Annotated in this window: 18 protein-coding genes; 6 read left to right on the top strand and 12 right to left on the bottom strand. The window is 61.2% G+C overall.

Annotated elements, in window-relative coordinates; translation table 11 throughout:
- Nucleotides 1-82: 82 nt before the first annotated feature.
- Complete coding sequence (locus AB4O35_RS06800) at nucleotides 83-2,251, top strand: outer membrane assembly lipoprotein YfiO (protein ID WP_065945762.1); 2,169 nt, start codon at nucleotides 83-85, stop codon at nucleotides 2,249-2,251.
- The gene (locus AB4O35_RS06795) at nucleotides 2,248-2,952 is read left to right on the top strand and encodes a DUF3142 domain-containing protein (protein ID WP_065872818.1); all 705 of its coding nucleotides are present in this window, start codon (nucleotides 2,248-2,250) and stop codon (nucleotides 2,950-2,952) included. The genes AB4O35_RS06800 and AB4O35_RS06795 overlap by 4 nt, the downstream gene beginning before the upstream one ends.
- A gap of 11 nt (nucleotides 2,953-2,963) precedes the next feature.
- On the opposite strand, the gene AB4O35_RS06790 is transcribed toward AB4O35_RS06795, so the two are convergent.
- The 12 genes from AB4O35_RS06790 to AB4O35_RS06735 all read right to left on the bottom strand — a co-directional run bounded on the left by AB4O35_RS06790 (nucleotide 2,964) and on the right by AB4O35_RS06735 (nucleotide 16,612).
- On the bottom strand, nucleotides 2,964-3,533 hold the full coding sequence (locus tag AB4O35_RS06790; RefSeq protein ID WP_065872819.1) for a hypothetical protein: 570 nt from the start codon (nucleotides 3,531-3,533) through the stop codon (nucleotides 2,964-2,966).
- Between the two features lie 98 nt (nucleotides 3,534-3,631).
- Nucleotides 3,632-6,085, bottom strand: coding sequence for a TonB-dependent siderophore receptor (locus tag AB4O35_RS06785; protein ID WP_065889319.1), 2,454 nt, complete (start codon nucleotides 6,083-6,085; stop codon nucleotides 3,632-3,634).
- 92 nt (nucleotides 6,086-6,177) lie between these two features.
- Complete coding sequence (locus tag AB4O35_RS06780) at nucleotides 6,178-7,128, bottom strand: FecR domain-containing protein (RefSeq protein WP_065872821.1); 951 nt, start codon at nucleotides 7,126-7,128, stop codon at nucleotides 6,178-6,180.
- Entirely contained in the window at nucleotides 7,125-7,634 is a 510-nt protein-coding gene (locus tag AB4O35_RS06775) for a sigma-70 family RNA polymerase sigma factor (protein ID WP_065872822.1), read from the bottom strand. The genes AB4O35_RS06780 and AB4O35_RS06775 overlap by 4 nt, the downstream gene beginning before the upstream one ends.
- Nucleotides 7,635-7,708: 74 nt before the next feature.
- Nucleotides 7,709-9,154, bottom strand: coding sequence for an efflux transporter outer membrane subunit (locus AB4O35_RS06770; RefSeq protein WP_065872823.1), 1,446 nt, complete (start codon nucleotides 9,152-9,154; stop codon nucleotides 7,709-7,711).
- Entirely contained in the window at nucleotides 9,151-10,209 is a 1,059-nt protein-coding gene (locus AB4O35_RS06765) for an HlyD family secretion protein (RefSeq protein ID WP_460149573.1), read from the bottom strand. Before AB4O35_RS06765 ends, AB4O35_RS06770 begins: the two co-directional genes overlap by 4 nt.
- A 15-nt stretch (nucleotides 10,210-10,224) precedes the next feature.
- Nucleotides 10,225-11,760 carry an MFS transporter gene (locus tag AB4O35_RS06760; protein ID WP_065872825.1) on the bottom strand — a complete coding sequence of 512 codons (1,536 nt, stop codon included), beginning with the start codon at nucleotides 11,758-11,760 and terminating at the stop codon, nucleotides 10,225-10,227.
- Nucleotides 11,761-11,992: 232 nt separating this feature from the next.
- Nucleotides 11,993-12,913, bottom strand: a complete 921-nt coding sequence (locus AB4O35_RS06755) for a LysR family transcriptional regulator (protein ID WP_065872826.1) — start codon at nucleotides 12,911-12,913, stop codon at nucleotides 11,993-11,995.
- Between the two features lie 51 nt (nucleotides 12,914-12,964).
- Entirely contained in the window at nucleotides 12,965-13,813 is an 849-nt protein-coding gene (locus AB4O35_RS06750) for an ABC transporter permease (RefSeq protein WP_065872827.1), read from the bottom strand.
- 12 nt (nucleotides 13,814-13,825) lie between these two features.
- Nucleotides 13,826-14,677, bottom strand: coding sequence for an ABC transporter ATP-binding protein (locus AB4O35_RS06745; protein WP_065872828.1), 852 nt, complete (start codon nucleotides 14,675-14,677; stop codon nucleotides 13,826-13,828).
- Nucleotide 14,678: 1 nt separating this feature from the next.
- Complete coding sequence (locus AB4O35_RS06740) at nucleotides 14,679-15,704, bottom strand: ABC transporter substrate-binding protein (protein ID WP_065872829.1); 1,026 nt, start codon at nucleotides 15,702-15,704, stop codon at nucleotides 14,679-14,681.
- Between the two features lie 14 nt (nucleotides 15,705-15,718).
- Entirely contained in the window at nucleotides 15,719-16,612 is an 894-nt protein-coding gene (locus AB4O35_RS06735) for a TauD/TfdA dioxygenase family protein (RefSeq protein ID WP_065872830.1), read from the bottom strand.
- Nucleotides 16,613-16,978: 366 nt separating this feature from the next.
- Here AB4O35_RS06735 and AB4O35_RS06730 point away from each other — a divergent pair, with 366 nt between their 5' ends.
- The 4 genes from AB4O35_RS06730 (at nucleotide 16,979) to AB4O35_RS06715 (ending at nucleotide 23,102) form a co-directional block, all read left to right on the top strand.
- Nucleotides 16,979-17,686 carry a GntR family transcriptional regulator gene (locus AB4O35_RS06730; protein WP_065872831.1) on the top strand — a complete coding sequence of 236 codons (708 nt, stop codon included), beginning with the start codon at nucleotides 16,979-16,981 and terminating at the stop codon, nucleotides 17,684-17,686.
- Nucleotides 17,687-18,025: 339 nt separating this feature from the next.
- Complete coding sequence (locus tag AB4O35_RS06725) at nucleotides 18,026-18,784, top strand: DUF3050 domain-containing protein (RefSeq protein WP_065872832.1); 759 nt, start codon at nucleotides 18,026-18,028, stop codon at nucleotides 18,782-18,784.
- Nucleotides 18,781-19,728 carry a diiron oxygenase gene (locus tag AB4O35_RS06720; protein WP_065945761.1) on the top strand — a complete coding sequence of 316 codons (948 nt, stop codon included), beginning with the start codon at nucleotides 18,781-18,783 and terminating at the stop codon, nucleotides 19,726-19,728. The genes AB4O35_RS06725 and AB4O35_RS06720 overlap by 4 nt, the downstream gene beginning before the upstream one ends.
- Entirely contained in the window at nucleotides 19,725-23,102 is a 3,378-nt protein-coding gene (locus tag AB4O35_RS06715; protein ID WP_065945760.1) for an amino acid adenylation domain-containing protein, read from the top strand. The genes AB4O35_RS06720 and AB4O35_RS06715 overlap by 4 nt, the downstream gene beginning before the upstream one ends.
- Nucleotides 23,103-23,120 lie beyond the last annotated feature (18 nt).

Here is a 23,120-nt window from a genome sequence, read left to right as displayed (position 1 = left end):
ATTTGTGCAGGGCTTCTCCGAAGCGACCGTAGGAACACGCTATTATTGCCCTCCTCCAAGGACTCAGGATCAAGGACACGTCATGCGCATCGGTTTTCTGTCACCCCTGGCACTGGCACTGCTCGCGGGTATGACCCAACAGGCCCAGGCCAGCTCCGACGACTCGTGCTACCCCGATTGGCGGGTCTCGCGTGACAGTCTCGACGCGTGCAGCAACCAACCCTTCCTCAACCCGGGCAACGACAGCCGCGTCAACCTGCGCCTGCTGCTGGCGGACAAAAAGGCTGCGCCCCTGGCGCCCAATGCCTTGAGCGAAGACGACCTGGCCCAGGGCTTTGGCCCGGTGCCCTTCCCGGTCTATCGACTGGCGCCTATGCGCAGCACAAACGAAGAACCCGACAACAAGCCGGACGACTCGCGCACCGCCGAACTCGACACGCTGCTCCAAGCTCTGGGCATCAAGCGCGACGAGTACAAAACCGCCGGTGAAGCGTTCCTCAATGGCGAGGGCAGCCGCTGCCGCAGCAATGACGATGACAGCGCCACCGCATTTATCAGCCAGGTGATCAAGGCTGACATGCCGGCGGCCGAGCGCGAGGTGCTGGTGAAGGCGCGTTTGCAGTTGCTGACCGCCTGCTCCTGGGACGGCCAAGTGGCGGACGCCCAGCAGATCCAGTCCGCCGACGGCCAGCTGTTTCGCACTTACCTGCAGGCCGCCGCCGACTTCTACAGCGGTCGTTTCAGTGACGCCGAACGCGGTTTTGCCGCTGCCAGCAGTAGCAATGTGCCTTGGCTGCAGGAAACCGCGCTGTACATGACGGCGCGCACTTCTTTGAACCAGGCCCAGGCTGAAGCCTTCGACGAATACGGCATGCCGCGTCTTGAGCATGTGGATAAGTCCGCCCTGAGCGATGCCGAAGAAGGATTCCTCAACTACCTGAAAACTTATCCACAGGGCGATTACGTGGCCTCCGCCCGTGGCCTGTTGCGCCGCGTGTATTGGCTGGCGGGTGACAACACCAAGCTCGCCGAGGCCTACGCCTGGGCGATGACTCAGGCGACTGATACGCAGCGCAATGTGTCGGTGGACGAACTGGTGGAGGAAGCCGACCTCAAGCTGTTGATGGTTAATAGCGAGACCGTCACCACGCCGATGATCCAGCTTGTCAGCGACCTGATGGTGATGCGCGGTGGCAACCAGCCTGCCCTGTCCCGCGCCGACTTGGAGAAGCAAAAAGCCGCATTCGCCAGCGCGCCGGAGCTGTACGACTACTTGCTGGCGGTGTGTGCGTTGTACATCGAGCATCAACCGGACGCCGCCTTGAAGCAGTTGCCCCAGAGCGTGCCGTCGAGCCTGAACTACTTCGCCTTCAGCCAACAGACCCTGCGCGCACTGGCCCTGGAAGCCAAGCAAGACTGGAAAGGCGCCGAAGCACTATGGCTGCAACTGCTGCCCCTGGCGAAAATGCCGCTGCAACGCGACCAGCTTGAGCTGGCGTTGGCGATGAACTACGAGCGCAGCGGCCAGTTGGCCAAAGTGTTCGCCGCCGATTCGCCGATCAGCGCCAAGCAGGTGCGCTACATTCTGCTGCGCAACGTTGCAGGCCCTGAGCTGCTGCGCCAGCAGATCGCCCAGGCCAGCGACCCGCTGGAACGCCAGACCGCGCAATTCGTGCTGCTCTACAAAGACCTGCTGCGCGGCCAGTACGCGACATTCGCCGAGGACCTCAAGCAACTGCCGGTCGCTGCCCCTGAAGATAAGCTGGGTACCAGCTTGGGCTACGTCTACAGCGCCAGCCAGACCTTGAAGCTGTTCCAGTGGAATGGCGATAAAGCCGAATCCGGCTACGCCTGCCCAGCCATCACGCAAACCGCCGCCGTCCTGCAAAATGACGCGAAGAATCCACAGGGCCTGAACTGCCTGGGTGAATTCATCCTGCGTAACGGCCTGGACGGCATGCCATTGGAGCAGGCGCGCGCCGCCGGCAGCCTGGGCAGCACCGCATCGGACTTCAAGGGCGAAACCTTCTCGCGCCTGGACGGCTACAAACAGGTGATCGGCAATACCAAGGCGCCGAAGAATGACAGGGCCTACGCGCTGTTCCGCGCCATCAACTGCTATGGGCCGTCCGGCTACAACAGCTGCGGCGGGCAAGACGTTGAGCCCGCCGTGCGCAAAGCCTGGTTCCGCCAGTTGAAAAGCAGCTTTGCCGACACCCAGTGGGGCAAGTCGCTGCAGTACTACTGGTGAAACACCTGTGGCTAGGCTTGCTGTTACTGGCAAGCCCGGCCTTCGGCGCCGTCGACGCCCGCAACTATGACGCCTTTTGGCTGTGGAGCGGCGTCACCCCACAACCGGTGCTCAAGCAGGCCAAAACCCTGTACATCCTTCAGGGCCAGATCAACGCCACCCGCCGCGCGCCAGGGCGCGGCGTGCAGATGATCGCGCAGGGCATCAGCGTGCCGCGCATCACTCAGGGTGAAATCTGGATCGTCTACCGCGCCCACACCCTGCGCTGGCCAGAACAGGTCTACCGTCAACTGCTCGGCCAGGTGCAACGCTGGCGTGAAGCGGGCAACCCGGTCGTCGGGATCCAGATCGACTTCGACGCCCGCACCCAATACCTGCACGAATACGCCGACTTCCTGCGCGACCTGCGCCAACGCCTGCCGGCCGACCTGCGCTTGAGCATCACTGGCCTGATGGATTGGAGCAGCAACGCCGACCCGGCCGCCATTGCGCAGCTCAAAGGCGTGGTGGATGAAGTGGTAGTGCAGACCTATCAAGGGCGGCACAGCATTCCGGATTACGCGGCGTACCTGCCACGAATGAATAGGCTGGGGTTGCCGTTCAAGATCGGGCTGATTCAAGGCGGGACGTGGGAGGAACCTGGGTATTTGCAGCGGAGTGAGTGGTTTCGGGGGTATGTGGTATTTTTGCAGAACCCTTGAAACACTCCCCCTCAACCGGCGCCCCACACCACGCCTGTCACAACCCACCCCCATCCCAGCAGCCCAACCACTATTGCAACCCAATTGGCGCTCGTGAGATGCGTGTTTCTCGCCCCGTCGGGGTCATGCTCCAAATGATTAATCGCATCTTGCAACTGCAACGCCAGCGCGACCTGCAACATTGCGATGCAGGCAGCTACAGCGAGTGCGGCGAACGGTGAAAGCAGCCACAACACCGTGAAGGGCAAACACCCGCACACAAAAATCGCCACCGCCAGGCAACGTGGCCACCAGTGGTAGGCGGACTCGCCCTGCTCCAGTTCACGCATCACGCTGAGGATCAGCGAACAGAAATAGCACGCCGGAAATAGCACCCGAACCCAGGGCCATAGCCTCTTGCCCGTGGCCCGCTGATAAAACGTCCATTGTCGGTAGAGCCAGTAGACGAAGTAGCCGCCCAGCGTCAGCAGCATCATGACGAGGAATTTGCGCGGGGCCACGACCAGAAACATCGGTTCACGAACCGGCATCCAGCTCAGGCTGGAGCGCGGTGTGGCATAGGGATTTTCGGCGATGGACATGGGCAGTATCTCGCGAGGGTTGCCAGCCGAAGCTAACGCTCGCGAGACGTTCAAAGTTCACACCCCACTCAATCAGGAGGCCTCCTACAACCGATTACCTACCAGTCGTAGGTCAGGCTCGACACCACCGTGCGCCCTTCCCCGTAGTAGCAATCCAGATTACTGGTGCACTGCGACACGTAGGTTTTGTTAGTGAGGTTCTGCACGTTCATCGCCAGTTTCACGCCTTTGAGCTTGAGCGGCGAACGGCTCAGGTCGTAGCTCAGGCTGGCGTCGTAGACGCTGTAGGACGGCACGTTGAAGGCGCCTTCGTAGTAGTCGCCCAGGCTTTGGCGCGCGTAGCGTACGCCCAGGCCTGCGCCGAGGCCGGCCAGTGGAGTGTCGCCGAGCACGGTGTAATTGACCCACATCGATGCGGTGAGCGGCGAGATGCCGGCAGGGTGGCGGCCTTGGCGGCCGTCGTTGTCCTTGGTGTATTTGATGTCGTTGCGCGACGCCGATGCGACGATGTCCCAAGCGTCGCTAAGCGCAGCCTTGGCTTCCAGCTCCACTCCGCGTGAACGCATGGCGCCGCTTTGGGTGCTGAAGGTGGTGTCCACGGGATTGGTGGTGAGCACATTTTCCTGGTCCAGTTGGTAGACCGAAACCTGCACGAAACTCTTCTGGCCGGGCGGCTGGTACTTCACGCCGACTTCGTATTGGTTGCCGGTGGACGGCTCGAACGGCTTTTGGTTCGCATCGGTGCCCGCCAACGGCAGGAAGGATTCCGTATAACTGACGAAGGGTGCCAGGCCGTTATCGAACAGGTACACCAGTCCCGCACGCCCAGTGAACGCCTGGTCTTTGCTGGCGAAGCGGGTATCGGTCAGGGGTTCTTTATTGACCACGTTGGCCCAGTCGTAGCGACCGCCGAGGACCAACGCCCATTTGTCCCACTTGATCTGGTCCTGCACGTAGAGGCCGGTCTGAGTGATGGTGCGGTCCCAGCGATACGGCTGGCCAAAGTTCAAGCGCTGGCCATAGACCGGCTTGAACAGGTCGATGATCGGCGGGTTGCGATCGTACAAACCATGGAACTGCGAGTTGGAATGGTAGTAATCCAGGCCGAAGATCATGGTGTGGGAGAACGCACCCGTGTCGAATTCGGCCTGGGCGATGCTGTCCACGCCAAACACTTTGTTGTTCTGCGCCCAGTCCACACCGAAGCGTTGCAGGTAGCGTTGGTCCTGCACGCCGGTGACCGGGTTGGCGACAAAACGGTAGCCGTGCAACGGTGCGGTGTAGCGGTCGTCGACCTCGGCGTAGCGTGCGTTCTGCTTGAGGGTCCAGGTGTCGTTGAGGCGGTGGGAAACCTCGTAGCCCAGCACGTATTGCTCGCGGTTGTACTGGTTGACGCCCGGTTCGCCTATGAACAGGTCGCGCTTGATCTTGCCGTTGGGGTTGTCCCACAAGGTGCCGGACGCCGGCAAGCCTTGGGCTTCGGGCACGCCTTTGTCTTTCTGGTACTGCGCGAACAGCGTCACGTTGGTGTCATCGTTGGGCCGCCAGGTGAGGCTGGGCGCGATGAACTGGCGTTTGTTTTCGACGTAATTGACTTCGTCCTGCCCATCGTTGGCCAGGCCGGTGAGGCGATACAGAAATTGCCCCTGCTCATCCAGCGGGCCGCTCAGGTCGATAGCCGCGCTTTTATGCTCGTAGGTGCCGGCTTCCAGTACCACTTGGTGTATCGGGGTTGCGCTGGGTCGCTTGCTGACCATATTGACGATGCCGCCGGGCTGGTTCTGCCCATAAAGCACCGAGGCCGGGCCCTTGAGCACTTCGATGCGTTCCAGGGAATACGGCTCGATCTGCAACGCGCCCCCGGTACTGCCGCCGCCGTAGGGCAGGTGCAAACCATCGAGGTAAAGCGGCGTGGGCGAGAAGCCCCGGGAAGTCGGCTCATCGAACAACTTGACCCGGTCGGCGAAGCCGCCAGCGCTCATGCCAGGGGTGTAGAGCAACGCCTGGGTGACGCTCTGGGCCCCACGCGCCTTGATTTCGGCGGCGGTGATCACGTTGATCGTTTGGGGGATTTCCACCAGCGATGAGTCCGTCTTGCTGCCGGACGCACTGCGCGTTGCCACGATGCCGTCCACCGGGCCCCAGGCACTTTCCTGCGCTTGCTGGCCGCTGATCTGGGTGGCGCCAAGCTGCAAAGGCCCGCCATTGGGAATCGCCTGCAACGACCAACCACCCTGGGATTGCACCGCCAACAAACCGCTGCCCGCCAGCAGCCGTTCCAGGCCGGACCCGACCCCGAAGCGCCCCTGCAAACCGGCACTGCGCTTGCCTTCGGTGAGCGTGGCGTCCACCGACAGCAAGATGCCTGAGGCACTGGCAAAGCGATTCAGCGCCTGGTCGAGGCTGCCAGCCGGAATGTTGTAGCTGCGCAGCGTCTCGGCGCTTTCTTCGGCATGAGCGAAAGTCGGTACCATCGGCACCGTCGCCAACAGGCTGACAAACAAGCCACGGCGCAGGGCGCGGGCCAAGGGTTGGATTGGGTGGTGCGGCATTGCAGGACTCCCCGTGAGAACGCTTCTTGATTGGCTTTCAAGAGGTATCCCGAGCGGGACGCAAAAACCGACAAGCACGCCTGAAAAAATGTTCAGACCCGCGCCTTGATCGTCACCCAATAGCGCGTGACCGCCTGCACCTGTACCGGCAACGAACGCTCCAACGCGGCGAGAATGGCGTCGGTATCGTTCAGCGGAAACACGCCGGTGAGCAACAAGCCCGCCACCGCCTGATCACACCGTAATAACCCCGGACGATAACGGCTCAGTTGCGCGACAAACTCACCCAGCGGTTGGCGCTCGGCGATCAGGCGGTGTTCGGTCCAACTGCTGGCATTGGCGCTCACCGCCGCCAGCGCCGAGCTTTGGCGCTGGTTGAACCATAGGCTGTCGCCCGCATTCATCTGCACGGCTGCGCCATGCAACGGGGTGACGCGCACGCGACCTTCGAACAGGTCGACACGGCTGCCGTCGGGCAGCTCGCGCACGGCAAAGCGCGTGCCCAGCGCCTGCACATCACCCGCTGGGGTTTCGACGATTAAAGGTCGAACCGGGTCGTGCCCGCTGGTCAGCAAGATCTCACCCCGGATCAGGCGGATACGCCGCTCAGTGCTGCTGAAACGCAGGTCCACCGCACTGTCGCTGTTGAGGTCCAGGCGCGTGCCATCGCTCAGGGTGACGTGACGAATCTCACCGGTGTGGGTGCGATATTCGGCGAACGCGGCTTGCCAGGGTTCGCTGCGTTGCACCAAGTAACCACTGCCGCCGGCCATCAACAACACGCCCAGCAGCTTTAGCGCCGCGCGGCGCTGGGTGTCCGGTGTGTCGCGCAACACTGCGCGGGCGCTGTCGGCGGGTACGGTCCCAAGGGTGTGTTGCAAGTGCTGCAAACGCTGCCAGGCACGCCGGTGTTCCGGGTCGGCGGCCTGCCAGCGGGCAAAGGCCTGGCGTTGTTCGCCTTGCAGGTCGCCGCCCCATTGCAGCATCAGCCACTCGCTGGCTTGCTCGACAATGGCCTGGGCAATAGGCGCGTCATGTTTCATTCTTCGTAAGCTACTTGGTAGCAAGCCACAATCGCACGGGTCATGTATTTCTGCACCGAGCTGACGGTGACGCCCAAACGCTCGGCGATCTGTGCATAGCTCAAGCCTTCGAACTGCGACAGCAGGAATGCGCGGCGCACGTTGTCAGGCATGCGGTCGAGCATGGCGTCGATCCGCATCAGGGTTTCGAGGATCAGCGCGCGGGTTTCCAGGGACGGCGACTCCGGCTCGGGCAAGTGCGCGATGCTTTCCAAATAGGCGCGCTCAATGCGCAGGCGCCGCCATTGGTCGATCACCAGGTTGCGTGCGATCTGCGCCAGGTAGCTGCGGCTTTCCTTATCGCCGGGGAAGCGTCCCGACACCAGCAGGCGCAGGAAGGTGTCTTGCGCGATATCGGCGGCGTGTTCGCGATCGCCCAGGCGCTTGCGCAGCCAGCCTTGGAGCCAGCCGTGATGATCGCGGTACAAAAGATGAAGCTGTTGCTGGCCGTCAGTCGCGGTGTCCATGAAAAGCTCAGATACACTATTGAGAGCAATTATCATTACACCTTATTTCGCGACTGACAAAAACTCTTTGTAACTCAGCGCCCAGCGGCTTGCAGCGGGTACACCGATTCCCAGCCGCCACCCAAGGCTTTGTACAGGCCAACCATCGCCAGGGACACACCGGTGGAGCTTTCCACCCACTGCTCTTGCGTGGCCAGCAGCGCGCTTTGCACGGTCAGCACGTTGACGAAATCCACCACCCCTTCAACGTACTGATGCTGCGCGGTGGTCAGGGCGATCTGGTTCTGGCGCACGGCTTCAGCGAGGCTGTCGCGCCGCAGTTGGCTGGCGTTGTAGCGGGTCAGCTGGTCGTCGATCTCATGCCAGGCGCGCAGTACGGTTTGCTGGTAGGCAAGCGCCGCTTCCTGTTGCTGGGCTTCGCGCAGGTTCAGCATGCCTTGCAAACGCCCGCCATTGAACAGCGGCAGGCTGAACTGCGGGCCGAAGGCAAACGCGCGTGAGCCCCAGGAACCGAAATCCGAGAGTTGCATGGCCTGGGAACCGAGGCTGCCGGACAAGGTGATGCGCGGGTAAAAATCGCCCTTGGCTACGCCGATGCTCGCGGTGGCAGCGTGCAGCCGGGCCTCGGCCTGGCGGATATCCGGGCGACGCTCGGCCAACTCCGACGGCAAGCCAATTGCAACCTGGCGCTGGGTTTGCGGCACGGCGGCGTCCTTGGACAACTGCGCGTGCAAGGCTTGCGGCGGCTCGCCCATCAGCAGGCTGAGGGCGTTGATCAGTTGGTCCTGACGCTGTTGCAAATCTGGCAGGCGCGCTTCGATGGCGGCGACTTGGGCAGCGGCTTCGGCCACATCCAAATCTGTCGCCACGCCGTCAGCCAAGCGCAACTGCGAAAGCTTGAGGCTGTGGCGGGCGACGTCGAGGTTTTGCTCAGTGACGGCGCGGGTGTTCTGTACGCCGCGCAGTTGGATGTAGTCCTGGGCGGTCTCGGCCAACACTGACAGCAGCACAGCGCGACGGTCGTTTTCAGCCACTTGCAGGGTGGCGTCGGCGGCTTCGGTTTCACGTTTGACGCGGCCCCAGAAATCCAGCTCCCAGGATGCGGAGAAGCCCATGTCCCATTGATTGAAGGCCGAACGGCCGTTGTTGCCGGACGGGTCGCTCAGGCCTTTGCCACTGTTGCGTTGGCGTTGGTAGTCACCGGTGGCATTGACGTTGGGATAGCGCTCGGCAGTGGTCACTTGGCGTACGGCGCGGCTTTGTTGCAGGCGGCTGCTGGCCAGTTTCAAGTCGAGGTTATCGGTGAGCGCGCGACGCGTGAGGGCCGAGAGTTGCTCGTCGTGGAACACATCCCACCAGCGTTCCTGCAGCGGGTCGCTGACGGCGCGGCTGGCCGCCTTGCGGCCCTGGGGTTCGCTCCATTGCGCCACTTGCGGGCTCTGGGGTTTCTGAAAGTCCGGGCCGACGGTGCAGGCACTCAGGCTGATGATACTCAACATGAGCCAGGCAATTTGTTTCATTGCTGGGCCACCTCACGCTGCTGCGCGACCGGCTGAGTGTCGACGCTGGCTTCCACCGACATGCCGACCCGCAGGCGCTCGGTCAGCGCCTGACCCGGTTCGAGGACGATCTTCACGGGAATCCGCTGCACCACCTTGGTGAAGTTGCCAGTGGCGTTGTCGGGTTTGACCGAAGCGAACGTCACCCCAGTCGCAGGCGCCAGGCTTTCCAGATGCCCGTTGAGCAGTTCACCGTCGAGGCTGTCGACGCGCACCTGCACGGCTTGGCCGGCGTGCATATGGGAAAGCTGGGTTTCCTGGAAATTGGCCACCACGTAGGCCTGTTCCAGCGGCACGACCGCGAGGATCTTGCTGCCCGGCGTCACATAGGCGCCGACCCGCACCGCACGCTCGCCGACCATGCCATCCACTGGCGCGACGATGCGCGTGTACGACAGTTGGTAACTGGCCAATTCCAGCGCGGCCTGGGCGCGTTTGAGCCCACCTTCCGCGGCATCGCGCTGGGCCGTGAGGATTTCCACTTGCTTGCGTTCAGCCGCCAGCACCGCCGTAGCACTGGCCAGGCGCGCGGTGGCCTGGTCGATGCGGGTCTTGGCCTGCTGGGCGTTCTGTACGGTGCCGGCGCCCACACCGGCGAGGTGGTTGTAGCGGTTCAACTCGTGTTCGGCGAAGGCCACTTCGGCGCGATCCGCCGCGACAGTGGCCTGGGCCTGGGCGATGACTGAGCTTTGGCGTTCGAGGGTGGCGGTGGCGTTTTTCAGTTGGGCTTGGGCGACGAGCGTGTCGGCGTCAGCCGCCTGGGCGGCGGCGCGGAAATCGCGGTCGTCGATCAGCGCCAGCAGTTGCCCGGCCTTGACGCACTGGTTGTCTTCCACCAGCACCTCCTTGATAAAGCCCGCCACGCGCGGTGCCACCAAGGTGAAATCAGCGGCGACGAAGGCGTCGTTGGTGGTCTGGCGCTTGCTGCCCAGCAGGCCCGGCGCGGCCAGGTACACCAGCACACCAACGGCAAACACGGCGATAACGGAGACGGCAATTTTGTCTTTGCGTTTCATGAACAGTCCTTTCAATCAAGTCGGAGCGCGGGGCGGAAAGATCCGCGTGGGCATCCAGAAAATCAGCAGGATCAACGCCACCGCGACCGCGGCCATGACGTAATAGAGATCCGAAGAGGTCAGCACCACCGCCTGCTCGTGCAGGCGGTGCGCCAGGCCCGACGCGTCGCCATCGACCAGGCGCGAGTTGCCCAGGCGGTCCACCAACATCGTCGAGTGAAAGTGCAGGCGCTGGGTGGTCAGCGCATCGAGCACGCCCGTGGCAATCACGGCGGCCAAGCCCTTGACGGTGTTGAACCAGGCGGAGGCGAACGGCCCGTCCATTGGCTGGATGCTGCCGGTGGAAAGCATCAGCAGCGGCAACACGGCCATCGGTTGCCCGAAGATTTGCAGCAGGTACAGGCCGTAAAAATCGTCGCGAATCCATTCCGAGGTCAGGTGCGCGCTGCCTATGCAGCACAGCACCAACATGCCGAGGCCAATGCCCAGCACCCAGCGGCAATCGACCCACCGCAGGTTGCACAGCGCCGCCACCAACGGCAGTGCAATCAACTGCGGCAGCGCCATCAGCAACATCACCGGCGCAGTTTGCAGGGGCCGGTAACCCTGGACCTGGGCGAGGAAACTCGACGGGATGATGATCACCGAGGTCAGCACCATCAGCACGCCTGCCAGCACGATCAAGGCGAACGCCAGGTTGCGCAGGCCAAGCATCTGCAGCTTGAAAAACGGCATCGGGTGCGACCATTCATTGACCATGAACAGCACCAGCAACACGCCGCCGCCGCTCAGCAGGAACGTGATCAGCCCCGACTCGAACCAGTCCAAACGGTTGCCTTGCAGGATGCCGATCACCAGCATGCAGATCGCCGGGAAGCCCAGCAGCAAGCCGCGCCAGTTGAATTGCTTGAAGCGCTCCAGGCGCAGCGGGTCTTGCGGCAGGCCGTAGGCCACGGCGGCCATCGCCAACAGGCACGGCGCGACGATCTGCCAGAACGCCCACTGCCAGCCGACATATTCGGTCCACAGCGCCGCCAACGGTGTGCCCAGGCTTGGACCGAAGGTAGCGGTGAGCGCATAACCGGCCAGCCCGTACAACTTGACGTTGGCTGGCAGGAAGCGCAGCGCCACGGTCATCAACATCGGCGGTAATGCACCGCCCGCCAGGCCTTGCACGGTGCGCAGCACCAACAGGCTTTCGTAATTCGGCGCGAACGGACACAAAATGCCGAGCACGGTGAACAGGCCGATGGCGCACAGGGTGAAACGCCGCAGCGAAAAAGTCACCGAACACCAGGGCGCAAAGGCCATGGCCGACACGGAGGTGGCGGTGTAGGCCGCAACCAGCCAGGTGCCTTCGTCAAACCCGATGTATAGAGCGCCGCGAATATCTGCGAGGGCCACCTTGGTGACCATTTCGTTGAGACCGGAGACCAGCACCGCCAACAACACGCCGACCAGGCCGATGATGATGCGCGGGCCGAATACGGGCGGGGTGATGGCAGTGGGCTTGGCTGCGGCCGCAAGGGTGGGGGCGGCGAGGGAAGTCATGAACAGGTAACTCGGAATGGTCAATACCCGAGCAGTTTAATCAGGCACACATATGACAAAAAGTTACTTGTTGGCAGGTTATAAGTGCGCCAGACGCAATCCTAAAAATCTGCGCAAACTCCTGTGGGAGCTGGCTTGCCTGCGATGGCGGGCTGTCTGATACACACTGGTTAATTGACCCACCGCTATCGCAGGCAAGCCAGCTCCCACATGGACCGTGCTCGCTTTAGATTCAAGTGGGTTGGGCTTCGAGCCAAGTGGCGTGGCAGCTTTCGCGCATGGTTTCGCGCAGCCATTTATGGGCGGGGTCTTTGTCGAATCGCGGGTGCCAGGATTGCGCCAATACCAGCGTGGGCAGCGAGATCGGCAAGGCGAACGCGCGCAGTGGCAGTTTCAGGCGATTGGCGCTCAACAACGCTTCCTTGGGCACCGGCAGGATCAGGTCGGAATCCGGCAGCATGAACATCGCGCCGTGAAAGCCTGGAGCGATCATCGCCACCCGACGCTCAAGGCCCTGGGCGTTCAGCGCGGTGTCGATCGGCCCACGGGCAATGCCGCGCCGCGAGATGCTGATATGGGAATAGCTGGCGAAGCGTGCCGCGGTGATTTCCTCGTCGAACAACGGGTGGTCTTCCCGCGCCAGGCCGACGAAGGTCGTGGAAAACAGGTTTTGCACCTTCACTTCGGGGCTGGTCGGCGTGGTGTTGCTCACGCGCAAATCCAGCCGCCCTTCGCGCAGGGCCTCGTCGTCGGTGTCGCCTTCGGGCACAAAGCACAGCTCGCACAGCGGTGCCATGCGCTCCATGGTGTCGAACAGGCGACCGCCATACACGCCGATAAAAAAGTCATTGGCGCGCACGCTGAAGCGGCGGCGCAAGGTGCTCAGGTCAACCTGGTCCGCCGAGCGGAACAGCAGCGCCGCCTGCTCCACCACATTGCGCACCTGGCCCTGCAACTGAAGCGCCTTGGGCGTCGGCACCAGGCCGCGACCGGCGCGTACCAGAATCGGGTCGCCCACCGCTTCGCGAATCCGCGTGAGGGTGCGGCTCATCGCGGCCGGGCTGAGGTTCATCCGCCGTGCGGCGCCGACCACACTGCCCTCATCAAGCAAGGCGTCGAGGGCGACCAACAGGTTCATGTCCGGTAGCTGCATGCCAGGCACTCGTGATCAGTGGGGAGTGAACTTGGCGCAATCGTAGCGTATTCAGCGTTGCATGCCCCAGCGTTTCACCGTCAGCCGCTCAAACGTGTCAAACACCAGGTTTTCCACCAGCAACCCGATCAGGATCACCACCGCCAAGCCAGCAAACACCTTGTCGGTGTACAGCTCGTTGCGGTTCTGGAAGATGTACCAGCCCAGACCACCCTTGCCGCTTGTTGCACCGAATACCAGCTCGGCGGCGATCAGCGTGCGCCAGGCAAACGCCCAGCCGATCTTGAGGCCCGCGAGGATCGACGGCAGTGCCGCCGGGATCAGGATGAACAGCACAAAGCGCATGCCCTTGAGGCCATAGTTGCGGCCGGCCATGCGCAGGGTCTCGGACACGCCGAGGAACCCCGAGTACGTGTTGAGCGCCAACGCCCACAGCACCGAATGCACCAGCACGAAAATCAGGCTGTTCTGCCCCAGGCCAAACCACAGCAGCGCCAGCGGCAACAGCGCGATGGCCGGCAGCGGGTTGAACATCGAGGTCAGTGTACTTAGCAGGTCGCGGCCCAGTTGGGTCGACACCGCCAAGGTGGTCAGGGCAAACGCCAGCACGATGCCGATCAGGTAGCCCTTGATCAGCACCACCAGCGAGATGCTGACTTTGCTGAGCAATTCACCACTGAGCAGGCCGTCGTAAAGCGCATGAAAGGTCTGCAGGAAGCTCGGTAGCAGCAGGTCGTTGTTCTGGTAGCGCGCAACGGCTTCCCAGAGGATCGCGAGCACGATCAAGATCAACCCCTTGCGCAGCCAGCCTTGTTGCCACAGGCGTTGGCGCAGGGGCAGCTCGCGTTCCACGGGAATGCTGAGCAGCGGTTCTAGGGTAATTTCGTATTCCTGGCGCATTGAGCTGCCCCTTCAGTAAGCGATGCGAATATCGGCAAAACCCAACTCACGTTCGGCTTCGGGCGCTTCATCGAACAACAAACGATGAATCCGCCGCGCCGACGCCTGGAACGCCACGCCACCAAGGCTGTGCAGGTCGTATTGATGGCTGTGGATTTCCGCACGCACACGCCCAGGATGGGGCGACAACAGCAGGATGCGATTGCCCACCACCAGCGCTTCTTCGATGGAGTGGGTGACAAACAACAGGGTGAAGCGCACCTCCTCCCAGAGCAGCAGCAACTCTTCCTGCATCTTGCGCCGGGTCAGCGCGTCGAGGGCGGCGAAGGGCTCGTCCATCAGCAGGATTTTCGGCTGCATGGCCAAGGCACGGGCGATGGCGACACGGGCTTTCATGCCGCCGGACAGGGTGTGTGGGTAGGCATCGGCAAAGGCCGTGAGGCCGACTTTGTCGAGATAATGCAACGCACGTTCTTCGGCTTCAGGCCGCTTCAAGGTTTTCGACGCAAGCAGTGGAAACATCACGTTCTGTTTGACGGTTTTCCACGGCGGCAGTTGGTCGAATTCCTGGAACACCACGATGCGATCCGGACCAGGTTGTTCGACCTTTTGGCCCAACAGGCGGATCTCGCCTTCGCAAGGCTTGATAAACCCGGCGATGGACTTGAGCAAGGTGGATTTGCCGCAGCCCGAAGGCCCGAGCAGCACGTAGCGGTCGGCCGGGTCGATCTCGAAACTCACCTGGTGAGTAGCCCGCACCACGCGCTCAGGCGTGCGGTATTCCAGGCTGACGTTATCCACCGCCAGCAACGGGGCGGTGGTATGCAGGTTGCTGGCCGTGTGGCCTTGCAAGGGCGCGTTCATCTCAACTTCCTTGCAGGGGCTTGGCGTCCTGGAAGAAGTAGTCCTTCCACGATTCAGGCTTGTTCTTGATGGCGCCGACGCGGTAGAGGAATTCCGCCAGCGGATAGGTATTTTTCGGCGTGACGCTGAATTCGAACTGCGGGTTATCGATGATTTTCAACAACGCGGTGCGGTCGATCTTGGCCTTGGTCACACGGATGTAAGTGTCGGCCGCAGCGCCTTTATTGTTCTGGGCGAACTGCGCCGCTTCGGTCAATGCTTCGACGAACGCCCTGTAGGTTTTCGGGTTGTCATTGCGGAATTTCTCGGTGGCGAACAGCACCGTCGGCGAGTTCGGGCCGAGCAGGTCGTAGGTGTTGAGCACCACATGCACGTTCGGGTTAGCCAGGGCCTGGTCCTGAAACGGCGGGTTGGAGAAGTGCCCGGTTAGCTCGGTGCCGCCAGCAATCAGTGCCGCGGTGGCATCCGGGTGCGGGACAGCGACGGTGTACTTATCGAGGCGATTGAATGCTTTATCGCCCCATTGTTTGGCGGCGGCGTATTGCAGGAAGCGCGATTGCACCGACACGCCTACTGCCGGTACAGCGATGCGATCTTTTTCGGTGAAATCGGCAATGGTCTTGACCTGGGGATTGTTGCTCACTAGGTAGTACGGAAAGTTGCCCAGGGAAGCGACCGCCTTGACGTTCTGCTTGCCGTGGGTGCGGTCCCAGATGGTCAACAGCGGGCCGACACCGGCACCCGCGATATCGATGGAGCCGGAGAGCAATGCATCATTGACGGCTGCACCACCGGACAATTGGGTCCAGTCGACCTTGATGTCGATACCTTCCTGCTTACCGTATTTTTCGATCAGGTTCTGATCACGAACCACATTGAGCAACAGGTAAACGATGCCGAACTGCTCGGCGATGCGGATCTCGCCTTCAGCCTGCGCAGCCGCCGGTGCAACAAGGCCGCCAGCCAGCAGGCTGACGCCCAGACCGACGGTCGCGGCCAGCCGTGCAAATGGAAGTTTCCTGGACATGGTCATGCTCCGTATCAGAAAGGCGCGTCGCCCTGGATGGTGGTGCGAAACAGCTTGCGGCGCAGGTGGCTCGGGCACCCGGCGGCCAGGTGGATCAGCGAGCGGTTGTCCCAAAACACCAGGTCGTGGGGCTGCCATTGGTGGCGGTAGATGTTGTGGGGCAGCACGCTGTGGGCGTAGAGCTGGGCCAGCAGGTCGCGGCTTTCGTCTTCCGGCAGGCCGACGATACGGGTGGTGAAACCTTCACTGACGAACAGCGCCTTGCGGCCGTTTTCCGGGTGGGTGCGCACGATGGGGTGTACGACTTCCGCCACCTGGGCCAGCTGCTCAGGGGTCAACGTGGGGCGCCAGTTGCCTTCGAATTTGGTTTCGCTGTAACGCGCCGTGTAGGAATGGACGGCGCTGCGGCCTTCGACGGCTTTGCGCAGGTGTTCCGGCAATTGGTCCCAGGCTTTGTGCATGTCAGCAAACAAGGTGTCGCCGCCTTCTGAAGGCAACTCTTGGGCGTGAAGCATCGAGCCCAGGCTGGGCAGCTCCTTGTAGGACAGGTCTGAATGCCAGAACTTGCCCGCATCCCCCAGGCCGATGGATTGGCCGTTTTCGATAATGTTGGAGACGATCAGGATTTCCGGATGGTCAGCCAGCAAGAACTGTTTGAGCACATGGATTTGCAACACGCCAAAGCGACGGCTGAAGGCGATCTGTTGTTGGGGGGTGATGCGCTGATCGCGAAACACCACGACGTGATGGTCCAGGTGCGCACGGTGAATACGCGAGAAATCCTGATCGTTGACCGGGCGCGACAGGTCCAGGCCGATGATCTCGGCGCCAACGCTACCGGGAAATGGACGAATCTCGAACGTTTGGGCGGTTGCGGTCGCTGTTGGAACAGTAGAGGTGGCGGACATGAGGTCACTCCCGGTCAGACAGGAAAATGACTTTATAGATATAAGAACGGCATTTTAAATACCGTTAGTGAATATCGATATACGGGAATGTGGTGACCAAACCCCGCGCGCTTGGCGCCAAGGGAATAAACTGCAGTGTCGAAGTGACGAGCGCTTAGCTGCCTGTACTGCAATTTCCCGCTCGATAGCAGGCGAGTTGAACCTGAATGCGTAAGACCCGATAGAGGCTGGCTGTGGGTGCTCAGAGCGTTATGTTGAAGCGCTTACAAGCCGAAACTGTGCGCGTTTGACAAGCCTATGGTCAGTCTCTAGTGTGCATTGGATCCAATTAGCCATGCCCATTCTAATAAGGAGCATAACGTAACCGTGACGCAGAAGCCGACCCCTTTGAACAGCATCAAGATCAGCGGAACGATCCCCGCCCATCTCGCTCGCTCCGTGATTGAAGAAACCTTGCGCAACGCCATCTTGGACGGTCGGTTGCCCTGCGGTACCGCCATGCGCCAACAGGAATTGGCCAGCCTGTTCGGGGTCAGCCGCATGCCGGTGCGCGAAGCCTTGCGCCAGCTGGAAGCCCAGTCACTGCTGCATGTGGTGACCCACAAGGGTGCTGTCGTCGCACCCTTGATCGAGGATAATTCGGCCGAAACCTATGAACTGCGGATGCTGCTGGAGTCTGAAGCGCTGCGCTCGTCCATCCCTTTGCTCACCGAAACCGATATCGCCGAGGCGGACGCCATCATCGTCGCCTTGGAGCAGGAAAAAGACTACACCGAGATTGGTCGCCTCAACCGGCTGTTTCACATGGCCTTGTATGGCAAGGCCCCGAACCAGCGGCTGCTCAAATTGGTGGAGCACGGTTTGAACGAGGAAGAACGTTTCCTGCGTTACAACCTTGAGGCCATGGGGTTGGGCCAGACGTCCCAGGAGGATCACCGCGAACTGCTGAGCCTGGTGGCACAGAAAAAAATCGAAGAAAGCATCCTGACGCTGCGCAATCACTTGATGCGAGGCATGGAGGTAATCACGGCATACCTCAATGGCCTGGATGCCGGCGACAAAAAAGGCACGTAATAAGCCTTCCAGCTTTCCTGTCTCGATCTTGCAGTGTTGCGGGGTTCCCTAACTAACGGTTAGTACCCCGCCCCACGAAACTTCCCACTTTCAATAAAGACACTAACTTACAGCCCATATTATTTAGAAAAACTTCTAACACATTTGTATGCTCGCCAAATTGTTTAACCCGCTTATCATCTTTTATTACTAAACCAGACACTTCACTCGATGCTGCAGTCGCCTCATTAGAAGCGCCTTGCACGCGTACGGCTGGTCCATACCTATTCACTTCTTGCCAACTACAAGAACTCATCGCTGTTTTTTCACAGCAGACGCAATAACTTATAGGCACCAACCATGCATCAACCGTTACTTGAAACAGCAAAATTGCAGTTATGCAGCCATTCGTTATTTCCAGAAATAACTTCCCTGCGCAAGTTACAACTTTTTATGGAAAGCCACATATTTGCCGTCTGGGACTTCATGACCCTCGCCAAACGTCTGCAACGGGACCTGACCTGCACGCGTCTGCCCTGGCTGCCACCTGCCGACACGCAAGCCGCGCGCCTGATCAATGAGGTCGTGCTGAGTGAGGAGTCAGACGAGCATCCCGAGGGAGGCTATTGCAGCCACTTCGAACTCTATCTGGAGGCCATGGCCGAAGTGGGCGCCAGCACCTCGCCGATCAAACGCTTTGTTGCGCTGCAACGCCAAGGCATGGAAGCGACTGCCGCCTTGCGTGAGGTAGAGATTCTTCCCGGCGTGGCCCGCTTCGTCAGCGACACATTGCATCTCGCGCTGAACGCGCCTACCCATTGTGTGGCGGCAACATTCCTGCACGGTCGCGAGCATGTCATCCCGACGATATTCGAGCGCATCCTGCAATCTGATGAGCTTATCCATCGCCACGCGCCGACACTGTGCGCTTACCTCAAGCGTCACATCGAATTGGACGCCCAGGATCATGGCCCAGCAGCAGAGCAGTTGCTCCAACACCTTGTCAGTGCAGACCCGGCGTACCCGCAACAGGCCAACAATGCCGCCCTCGCGGCCGTGCAAAGCCGTATTGCATTCTGGGATGAGGTTCAGGCCTCGCTGCTGGAGGTGCACCCATGAGCGCAGCCGACTACCACGCCATTGCCGACGACTGGGAGCGCCGCGCAACCATCCGCACACGCCCTCGCCGTTTGCTGGAAGACGATGACAAGCTCATCTACCCGATGTGCCGCCAGCCCTTGGTGCTCTGTGCAACCTTCCTCGAACACTGCCCGCAATGGCGCGATTTCGTGCTGGTGCAAAGCTTCTACAAATTCATCAACGACGTGGTGATCTTCGAGACTGAGATCGTCGACAAGACTGCGCGCAGCATTGCCAAGAATCGCTTCTCGGTGCCCTTCCCGCTTGCCTGCCGCGTAGATGCGATGACCGTTGTCGTGGACGAGGACTACCACGCACTGGTTGCGTTGGATTTCCTGCAGCAAACCGTGGCCATGACCGGCATACAACCGTTGGACCCGCCCAGGGAAATTGAATTGAGCCGTGCGCTGCCTGCGGCCCAGGCCAAGGCGCCAGCCCACCTGCGCGATGCAATAGCGCTGATTGGCGTGGCCATTGCCGAAAACACCGTGACCCACGAGGTGGCTGCGTTCGCCAAGGACACCAGTGTCAAAGCCTCCATCCGTGGCTTGATGGCCGATCACCTGTTTGATGAGGGCCGCCATGCGCAATTCTGGACACGGCTCGTACGCCTGTATTGGCACACGGCGAGCGCGGAAGACCGCGACAGCATCGCTCAGGTGCTGCCGATATTCCTGGCTCAGTACCTGACGAACGACCTGCAAAAAAACTTCGACCTGCACTTGATCGAACACCTCGATGCCAGCGAAGGCCTGCGCAGCGCATTGCGCGATGAAGTGACGGCACTGGCGTTCCCGATCACCCGTCGGCACCCGCTGATGGACAACATTCTGGGCTTCCTGCAACACAGCGGTTTGCTGCAAACGCCGAGTGTGGCGCAAGCGTTGGACAATTACTTGCCGGTGTCCGGGAGGCTGACATGAGGCGCCTGACCATCGGGTTTGCTGGCACCAGCAGCGCCTTGGGCGCCATCAGGCAAGCGCTGGAACAGTATGGGCATGCCTTGAGTGATGAAGGCATCGACTTGTTGATCGATGACGGCAGTCAGTCGCTGCGGGCCCCAGCAGATCGACTCCTAGTGTTCAGCCTGCGCCTGGGTGTTGGCCCGATAACCGAATACGGGCTACCCGCGCTGCAACTGCGAGCCTATGGGCCCGACCGGCGATTATCGGCTGTGCTTGGCATCACCGGAGAACCCAGTGGCAACGGCCAACGGCTGCGCCAGCGGGTAACCCATGCCTTGGTGGAGTGGGTCGCGCTGCACGTGAGTGGATTCTCGCGGGACACTGGATATTTCTCTGTGCACGCGGCCGCCAATGAATGGCCCGAGCAAGGCTTGGACGCGCTTGACGCGCTGGCATTTGTCCATCGATTCAACCGCACAGAAGACCCTGTTGTCATGCGGGAAGCCCAGGTGCCCGTGATCGAACAGTTGCAGGCCAGCCTTCGCACCTTCGCCGATCGGCCGGCGCTGAACATCGCCGGCAACACAGTGATCTATCGTCAATTGCAGCTTCACGCCTTGGCGATCCAGCAACAACTACAGCCGTTGCTGGCGACTGGGCAGGCGCCAACGGTGGTCGGCGTGTGCCTGGAAAAATCCATCGAGTTGTACGCCAGCATTCTTGCGGTGATGGGCTGCGCAGCCGTGTATCTGCCGCTGGGTCCGGACCACCCGGTTCAACGCCATCAGGCCATGCTTGAGAGCGCGCAAGCCAGGGTATTGCTTGACGCGGGTCAGCATCCCTTGCGGGGACGCTTCACTGCACTGGATGTCAGCAAGGTCGACCCGCGGAGCGCCGACGTCATGCGTCCGTTGGTGCAGACTCGCCCGCGCCCCGACGGTCCTTGCATGACGCTCTTTACATCAGGCACCACCGGTCAACCCAAGGGTGTGCTGCTCAGCCAGACCAACCTGGCGCATTTCACGGCCTGGTTCAGGTCCTGTATGAGCCTGGATGAGCTGAGCCGCGTCCTGCAATTTTCGCCATTGAGCGTTGACGCTTCGCTGATCGATATTTTCCCCAGCTTGTTAGCAGGGGCCGAGTTGATTGTCCCCAGCGCAGAGCAACGACAGGACCCTCAGCAACTGCTGGATCTGCTTCAACGGCAGCGAGTCACCCACGCCTTCCTGCCGCCTGCGCTGCTGAGCATTCTGCCGCTCGATCAACCGCTGGGCCTGACACACCTGCTTACCGGCGGCGATGTGTGCGAGCCCCATGTGATCGAACGCCTCGCGGGGCACTGCCAGTTTCACAACCTCTATGGGCCCACGGAGGCCACGGTGCTGGTCACCCATCGCACGCTGCTCCCCGGTGATAGCAACCGCAACGTCGGAAGCCCCATCGCCAACAGCCAGGTGCTGATCCTTGACGAGAACCTGCAGCCGGTAGATGAACAGGTCATAGGCGAGGTCTATATCATCGGCCCTGGGGTGAGCCTGGGGTATGTGAACGCGCTGCAACAGCTTGCCAGCCCTTTCGTGGAACTGGCGGTGCCAGGGGGTCAGTCGCTGAGGGCTTACCGCAGCGGTGATCTGGCACAGTGGACCGCCGATGGGATTGTGCTGGGGGGGCGCCGTGATGATCAGGTGAAAATCCGCGGCTTTCGGGTCGAGCCCCAAGAGATAGAGCAGTGCTTGCGTAACAGCCGGCTGTATCGCCAGGTCGCAGTGGTGATCGACCATGACCGCAGGATCCGTAGCTTTGTCGCTCAACCCGAACCGGGGGCCACCTTGGCGGCCCTGCAGCAACACGCGCGACAGTGGCTGCCGGATTACATGCACCCCGGTTTCTGGAGCCTGTTGCCGCACATGCCATGTTCCAGCAACGGCAAGGTCGACCGGGCAGCATTGCTCGCATTACCGGCTCAATCCGTTTTGCAGACTCCCAGCAACGCGGCGCAAACCCCACTTCAGATTCGATTGACCCGCTTGTGGATCGAGCTGCTGGCGTTGCCCGTGGATGAATTGTCCATCGATGAGAGTTTCTTTGAACTCGGCGGCCATTCGATTTTGCTGTCGACACTCTTATTGCGTTTTCGCGAACAATTCGGCCGCAGCTTCTCGTTGAGCCACTTCATTGAGGCGCCGACTATTCGTACCCTCGCAACATGGGTGGAGGACGGGGAAGGGCCCGATGCGCCCTCTAGTCAGGCGGTTCGCGACGCACAACAGGAGTGGTCACTCAACCTCCTTCCCGAGAACCGCGCAGGCGACCCGCACAAAGTGATCGTGACAGGGGCCAACAGCTTTGTTGGTGTGCATATCGTCGAGGCGTTGCTGGCCGGTCATGCAACCCAGGTGGCATGCCTGGTGCGTGAGGAGCCGGGGCATTCGGCGATGATGCGGTTTACCCAAGCGTTGCGCGAGTACCGCCTGGATCATCTGGACCTGAGCCGGGTGCAGGTATTCGCCGCCGATATCAGCCTGCCTCGATTGGGGTTGGCCAACGACGCTTACGACACGCTCACTCGGGACTTCGGTGTGCTGGTGCACAACGCGGCACGGGTCAACCACGTGATGGACTACGCATCACTGGCCAGGGACAACGTTGACCCCATCTTCGAATGCTTGCGCCTGTGCGAGACGCACTGCAAGAAGGTCTTTAACTTTATCTCGACGCTGTCAGCCTCAAGCAGCTTGGACACCCAGGGCTATGTCCTTGAGGCACCCGCCGCGACCACGCTGCCGCTGTACATCAAGAATGGCTATAACCTGTCCAAATGGGTCGCCGAGCGGCAACTGGGACGTGCGGTGGAGCGCGGAGCCTGGGTGAACATCCATCGCCCCGGCAATATCAGTTTCCACAGCCGCACGGGGGCCTGCCAGCCGCAGAAAAATCGGCTGATGCTGATGCTCAAGGGCTCACTTCAACTTGGCCTGGTACCGCGGCTGGCGTTGAATTTCGACCTGATGCCGGTGGACTTCCTGGCTCGTTTCATTGCATTCCACTGCGCCGGCTTTCAAGCCTATCGCAGTGTGTTCAACCTGCACAACCCACAACCGTTGAGCTGGGCGCATTACCTGGATGCTTTCAGCCGAGCGGGTCACCGGTTCAGGCGGGTGAGCATTGCACATTGGCAACAGGAGATACGAACGGTCAGCCAGGACAACGCACTGTTTGGCGTGCTTGGTTTTTATCTCGAGCGCCTCGACGAAGACATCGGCGACACCTCAATGATCCGCCACGACAACGCGCGACAGGGCGTCCAGCAGATGGGGGCACACTACCCCGACAAAGATTCGGCGCTGTTGAGCAAAGGCTGCAATTACCTCAAGGCCATTGGCTTTCTTTGAACGCCTCAGGACAACCTC

The organism is Pseudomonas sp. H1_A03 (assembly GCF_054685145.1).
Note: the sequence above shows the minus strand (reverse complement) of the source record. Positions and strands in the feature narration are given on the sequence as shown.